The organism is Desulfobulbus rhabdoformis, from assembly GCF_016919065.1.
In the GTDB taxonomy this organism is placed as follows: Bacteria; Desulfobacterota; Desulfobulbia; order Desulfobulbales; family Desulfobulbaceae; genus Desulfobulbus; species Desulfobulbus rhabdoformis.
The window spans coordinates 87688-93930 of sequence record NZ_JAFFQA010000017.1 but is presented as its reverse complement, the minus strand read 5'-3'; the positions used below and the strand labels follow the sequence as shown (position 1 = coordinate 93930).

The 6243-nt window shown below is 53.6% G+C and carries 6 protein-coding genes; all 6 read right to left on the bottom strand.

Annotation, left to right across the window (positions count from 1 at the left end; genetic code table 11):
• Positions 1-379: 379 nt before the first annotated feature.
• The 6 genes from JWJ90_RS10925 to JWJ90_RS10900 all read right to left on the bottom strand — a co-directional run bounded on the left by JWJ90_RS10925 (position 380) and on the right by JWJ90_RS10900 (position 6243).
• Positions 380-697 (bottom strand): hypothetical protein, encoded by a 318-nt coding sequence (locus JWJ90_RS10925; RefSeq protein WP_205227256.1) that lies wholly within the window; start codon positions 695-697, stop codon positions 380-382.
• A 19-nt stretch (positions 698-716) separates the two neighbouring features.
• Complete coding sequence (gene nrfD, locus JWJ90_RS10920; RefSeq protein WP_205227255.1) at positions 717-1841, bottom strand: NrfD/PsrC family molybdoenzyme membrane anchor subunit; 1125 nt, start codon at positions 1839-1841, stop codon at positions 717-719.
• Positions 1819-2328, bottom strand: coding sequence for a hydrogenase maturation protease (locus JWJ90_RS10915; RefSeq protein ID WP_205227254.1), 510 nt, complete (start codon positions 2326-2328; stop codon positions 1819-1821). The genes nrfD and JWJ90_RS10915 overlap by 23 nt, the downstream gene beginning before the upstream one ends.
• Positions 2325-4022, bottom strand: a complete 1698-nt coding sequence (locus JWJ90_RS10910) for a nickel-dependent hydrogenase large subunit (protein ID WP_205227253.1) — start codon at positions 4020-4022, stop codon at positions 2325-2327. The genes JWJ90_RS10915 and JWJ90_RS10910 overlap by 4 nt, the downstream gene beginning before the upstream one ends.
• A 76-nt stretch (positions 4023-4098) precedes the next feature.
• Positions 4099-5121, bottom strand: a complete 1023-nt coding sequence (hybA, locus tag JWJ90_RS10905) for a hydrogenase 2 operon protein HybA (RefSeq protein ID WP_205227252.1) — start codon at positions 5119-5121, stop codon at positions 4099-4101.
• Between the two features lie 24 nt (positions 5122-5145).
• Entirely contained in the window at positions 5146-6243 is a 1098-nt protein-coding gene (locus JWJ90_RS10900) for a hydrogenase small subunit (RefSeq protein WP_205227251.1), read from the bottom strand.

The window sequence follows — 6243 nt, the reverse complement described above, 5'->3', positions numbered from 1 at the left end:
ATTGACTGTATGTCGCTGAAAAAATTGACGATAACTCCCACTGAAAGACAAAAGTTGACGGGCAAGGCCCGTCAACACTTGGAGTCTGACATGAGGATTTACCTTTGCTGAATTTCTTTTTTTGGGAGACGCTGAGATGAGGTAAAACGCCCCCCAAAAAATGAATTATTTGATGGTGTTATTATACACAATTTTGATAAAAATTCAGCAAGTTAAATGATTCCCAAAGTAGAATTAGGGTGTCTTGAATAATTAGATTTTTCAATCAAGGCCAAGGATTGCGCAAAATTTTACCGCAGGCATATACATGATATTCCGAGGATAAAATTTTAAGCATGACGCCGGGATTGGCAGAAAAAGCAATTATTCAAGATTCCCATTACTTATTCGGGCAAAGCGCTTGAACCTTGTCACTTGGGTTGCCGAGGCAGTCGACCAATTGCTCGTTTTCTTCCTTGGTGGTTTCCATGCCGCTCATGACCATGGCCTTAACCGTCCTTTTCCAGTAAAAACTCCCCTTGCCTCGCTCTATGGGCTCGCAGATGTATGTCACAAAATGACAGCTGCTGCATTTGTTTTGTACCAGTTTTTCACAGGGCTCTTTGGCCTGGCATTGTTGTGGTTGCCCGCAAGGAACGGTTATCAGCGCAAAAGCTAAAACAACAGCTGTTTTTTGCCAGTAATGGAGCATGTGCATTTGAGTCAACCTCTTGCGTTCAGTGTGAAAACAGGGGTAGGTGCTTGGCAGACATCTTGTAGAGAAAAACACCCAGTGAGATGATGCCAAGCGAGACAATAAACTCTTTCCATGAAGGGGAATAGGCGGCGCCGTGCCAGGTGGTGTAGCTTTCCATGGAAAACAGGCAGACATTCATTCTATTGAGAATGACTCCGATAATGACAAGAACATTGATAGAAAAGAGCATGCTGACGCTGGTTCGGTATTTTTTGACGCTTAAGAGTGCAATGGGCAACAACACCCCAACCAGCATCTCCAACAGATACATATTCCCTTCCACCGAGCCATCAAAAGCCATATTCGGACTGGCCACCGCAAAGAGCTGGTAGAGTTTGAGCAGCAGGTAAAATCCCAGCACAATCAGTATGCCACGGGCCAGGCCATAAAAGATCTCTTTATCGACTTTATGATCAAGAAATTTGGCACTGAGCATGGTCTCAAAGCTCACCATGGCAAGCCCCATGGCCACGGCTGAAACCAGAAAATGAAAGGGCAGCTTGGTATCCCACCACAGAGGCGACATCTTCTCCGGCGCAATAAGAAACACCGCACCCAACGAGGACTGATGCAGGGTGGAAAGCATCACGCCAAAGATGACCGCACCCACCATGATTTTGCCAACCGCCTTGCGGGCCTTTTCCCAGCCTAAGCGCTCAAGGAGCATGGGGCTGAACTCAAGGGCCAGGGTGGTGGTGTAAAAGATGACATGCATGGCCACAACCCACATCACCGAATGGTACTGCCACATAAACATGGGATGCGGCAGGCGAAAGGGATGGCCAATGTCGAGAAAGATGGCGACCACCGCCATGAGGTAGCCTAAAAAGGCGGTCATGATAGCCGGGCGGACAATGGGGCGGTACTTTTTCCAGTTAAAAAGATAGACCGCGCAGGCGATAATAAAACCGCCTGCAGCCATGGCCACGCCGCCAAGAACATCCAAGCCCAGCCAGAATCCCCAGGGATACCCGTCGTTCATATTGGTGGCGGCACCCAGCCCGTAAAGCATGCGATAGAGCGCCACTCCACTGCCAAGAAGGATCAGCGCCACCATGACGATGGTCGCCGGAGTCCAGGTTTTAATGTTCGGATTGGATTGCATGTGTTTTCACCTCATAGCCAATGTGACGGAGTTGGTGCACCACTGCTCCGATGGTTTTTTCCATTCCAGCCTCCACCTCCGGGGAAAGGCCGATTCCGACATCCAGTTGTTTGGGTTCTATGCCATAGAGGGTCAGACTGCCCGGCATGGTCCCGCCAAGCTGGGCAGCGGCGAGGACATCGCAGATGCCCAGTTGATGGGGTGTTGTCCGGGCATGAAAGGCCTGGGGCACTTCGTTTCCTTCAACCATGACCACCGTGCCGGGGGCACGGTCGTTTTGCAGGGCATCGATTAAAATGAGGTGATCCCTGCCATCGATCATAGTCAGGAGTTCAAACCCCGCCGTGCCACCATCGACACATTCAACGCCTGCTGGCAGCTCAAAGCGGCGCTCCAGCTCTTCGATGGTCTTGCAGCCCACCCCCTCATCCCCGATAAGTAAGTTGCCGATTCCCAAAACCAGGGTATTCATCTGTTGCCAACTCACAGGACTTTCACCTTGGTAATGGGAGTCTTTTTGCCGTCCACCAGGTGAATGGCGCAGGCCAGGCAGGGATCAAAGGAATGCACCGTGCGTAACACCTCAAGAGGTAGTTCGTCATCGGCCACCGGATTGCCGACCAGCGATGCCTCATAGGGGCCCAGAGCATCCTCGCTGTTGCGGGGACCTGCATTCCAGGTCGAGGGAACCACGCACTGATAATTTTTGATTTTGCCGTTTTCAATAACAATCCAATGGGAGAGGGTACCGCGAGGTGCCTCATGAAAACCCGTACCCCGCTGCTCACCTCGCGGAAAGGCAGGTGCGTTAAAGGTATCGAGATCACCCTTGCCGATATTGTCGATTAACGCCTGCCACTGGCCCTTCATGGCATCGTGGAGCACAGCCGTACGGATGACCCGGGCGGCAATGCGACCAATGGTGGAGTGCAATGCTCCAATGCCCACCTGGGTTTTGGCGATGCTGGAGACGGTTGCCAGTGTCTGGTCGACCAGCTTCTTGGTCAGCGCATGACCACTTAAATACATAGCCACCACATGGGGCAGGGGGCCGACCTGGGCAGGCTGGCCCATGAAGGTGGGTGCTTTGACCCAGGAATACTTGTTGTCGTATTCAAAGCCGGTGTATTTGGGAATCGTGTCTTCCTCGTAGGGCGAGCGATCCCAGTTGCCATTGTACCAGGAGTGTTTGATCGACTCCTTGATCGAATCATAGAGTGCTTTGTCCTTCTGGGTCTTTATCGGCATGAATTTGCCCAGATCACCAGCCGGAATATAGCCGCCGGGCAGGGCGTAGTTGCCCTTATTATCCAGGGGCATGTCTGGCACGGAGAGGTAGTTGAGGACACCGGCGCCATACTGGGTCCAGTCGGCGTAGAAGGCACCTATGGCCGCCACATCCGTGAGCATGGCCTGGTGGATGAAATCCCCCACCTCATCAATGAGCGTCTTGATATTAAAGAGTTTTTCGATGGTCAGATTGGCTGGACTGTCGGGATCGATGGGGTTGGTGACTCCGCCCACCGCCAGGTTCTGAATATGTGGCGTTTTGCTGCCGAGAATGGCCACAACCTGGTTGATCTTGCGCTGATACTGCAGGGCCTGGAGGTAATGGGTGGCAGCCAACAGGTTGACTTCGGGCGAGAGTTTCATCGCCGGGTGGCCCCAGTAGCCGCTGGCAAAGATGCCCAACTGACCGCTGGCGATGAATTTTTTCAACCGATCCTGAATCCCTGTGATCTCCTGGACGCTGTTCCCCTTCCAATCGGAAAGCGACTGGCCAAGTTTTGCCGTAGCTGCCGGATCAGCGGTGGTCGCAGAGACGATGTCGACCCAGTCCAGGGCGCAGAGCTGGTAAAAATGGACCATGTGGTCATGGATGCCGTGTCCGCCCACGATCAGGTTGCGAATGAAATGGGCGTTGGCAGGAATTTCCAGTTTCAGGGCATCTTCCACAGCCCGTACCGAGGCCATGGCGTGGACCGTGGTGCAGACACCGCAGATGCGCTGGGTGTAGGCCCAGGCATCACGTGGATCACGTCCCTTGAGAATAATTTCGATGCCGCGCCACATCTGCCCGGAAGACCAGGCATTGGTAATCTTGCCGTTATCAACTTCGCAATCTATACGCAGATGCCCCTCAATTCTGGTGACAGGATCAATGGTAATCTTTTTGGCCATGTGAATCTCCTTTACACGTTGTTAAGCAGGGGATGAATGTCGTCGATACTGTTTTGGAGTTGGACGAATAGATGGCTCAGGCGGCATCCCCTTTTTCGGCATCGTTTTTCTTTTTTCCCAATTTCTGGGTAGCTATACGGGTCACGGTCCCGGTGATGAGCAGGGTGGCGATGAGCGCCGGGACGTGGGAGACGTAGTCCCAGGTGAAATCAGGGTACACCTGATTGGTGATTCTGGGGTTGAAACCGAGTTTGTCGAAATCGACACCGGCAAGAAAGAGATACTGGGTACCACCGGCCTCATCCATACCGTAGACATGGTCCACATATTTTTTGACCACCTGCTCAGTCCGCTCGTTTCCGTCTACCCTCTTCACTGGATAGTTATACGTTTCCCCTGGTTTGAGGGTGAGGCGACGCTTGGCCTCTTCCCGCAGATCCTTGACCTTGCCAAAGAGAGAGGCGCCGGTGGGACAGGCTTCGCAGCAGGCGGAATATCTTCCCTGGGCGTAGCGGTGGTTGCAGAGCTGACATTTGACCACCGAGGGCGAAGCCTTGTGCCATTCGTATTGCGGAATGCCAAAGGGACAGGCGATCTGGCAGTACCGACAGCCAAAACAGCGGTCTTTGTTATACGTGACGATACCGGTCCCCGGTTGTTTTTGCAGGGCGGCAACCGGACAGACGGAAACGCATGCCGGTTCCAGGCAGTGCAGGCAGTGCTGTTTCATAAAGGAAAAGGTTGAGCCCTTACCGACAGGGCCATCTTCTTCCCCGTTATACGCTTTGATCATGCAGAGGGTATGAGCTGAGAGTCGTTGCGGGGCATCATAGATGGGATCCCCATTTTCAGGGTATTCGTAGGGGATCGTTCCTGCCGTCTCCCGGTGATAGAGCGCGCCACCGGGTTCGGCATTGGCCTTTTTGCAGTTGACCATGCACGACATGCAGCCAATACAGAGTGTTGCATCATAGAGGATGCCGACCGCCTCGGGGGAAAGCTCGCCGTGTGGGCTGGCCTGTGTCGGCCTGGCTCCAGCTGTCACCATCAGGCCGGCTCCAGCTGAAAATTTGAGAAAATCTCGTCTGTTAAGAGCCATAACTTCGTTCTCCTGCGCTAAGGATCAGTCTTCCGAGTCACCACCACGTTTGGCCAGAGCAACCGCTGTCGCGCCAATGGCTGCACCCGCAACGCCATAGGCGAAGTTCTTGGCGCCAGCTCCTTTTTCAGGAATGGTTTCCGGGTGCCTTGCCGGTGGGGTGGGGAAGATAACCTTTGCCTTGGAAAAGAGCGGGCTGTGAAATCCAACCTTTTCCTCCGAACAGCCAAAGCAGGGGGAGCCTGTGGCAACCGGCCAGCAGCCAGGCGTATCGTTAAAGGGGAGGGTCGAGCAGTTGTTATAGGTTTCCGGTCCTTTACAGCCAAGTTTATAGAGGCAATACCCTTTGCGATGGCCTTCGTCGCCAAATTCCTGGGCAAAACGACCCGCATCAAAATGGGGTCTGCGCTCACAGTTTTCGTGGATCAGACGGCTGTAGGCAAATTTGGGGCGTCCCTTATCATCCAGGGCCGGAAGTTTATGAAAGGTAAGGAAGTGAATGACTGTAGAAAGGAAGTTGTAGGGGTTGGGCGGGCAGCCGGGAATGTTCACCACCGGGATGCCTTTGGGGTTGAGGATCTCGTGCACCGGGGTGGCCCCGGTCGGGTTGGGATCGGCAGCCGCCACTCCACCCCAGGAGGCACAGGAACCGATGGCAATGACTGCCGCTGCAAGGGGGGCTGTTTCGTTGAGGATGTCTAAAACCGGCTTGCCTGCGATCTGGCAAAAAATACCGTTTTCCTTCACCGGGATGGCGCCGTCGACAACGAGGATGAATTTGCCTTTGTTGGCCTCTATGGACTTTGCTCGTTCCTCTTCTGCCTGGTGACCGGAGCCGGCATTGAGTGTTTCAGAGTACTCGAGGGAGATGAGATCAAAAATGAGGGTTTCAATGGTGGGGTGGCCGGTGCGAAGGAGAGATTCAACACAGCCGGTACATTCCTGGCCGGAGAGCCAGATGACAGGAGGCCTTTTGGGCGAAGTTACAGCCTCGGCTATCTTGGGCGCCGACGCTATCGGGAGCCCCATGGTAGCAGCTACCGCTGTGCAGAATTTCATAAAATCCCTGCGTGTTACACCACTCAACAGACTCTCGTTGCTCGAAACAACCTTCGACTCCAT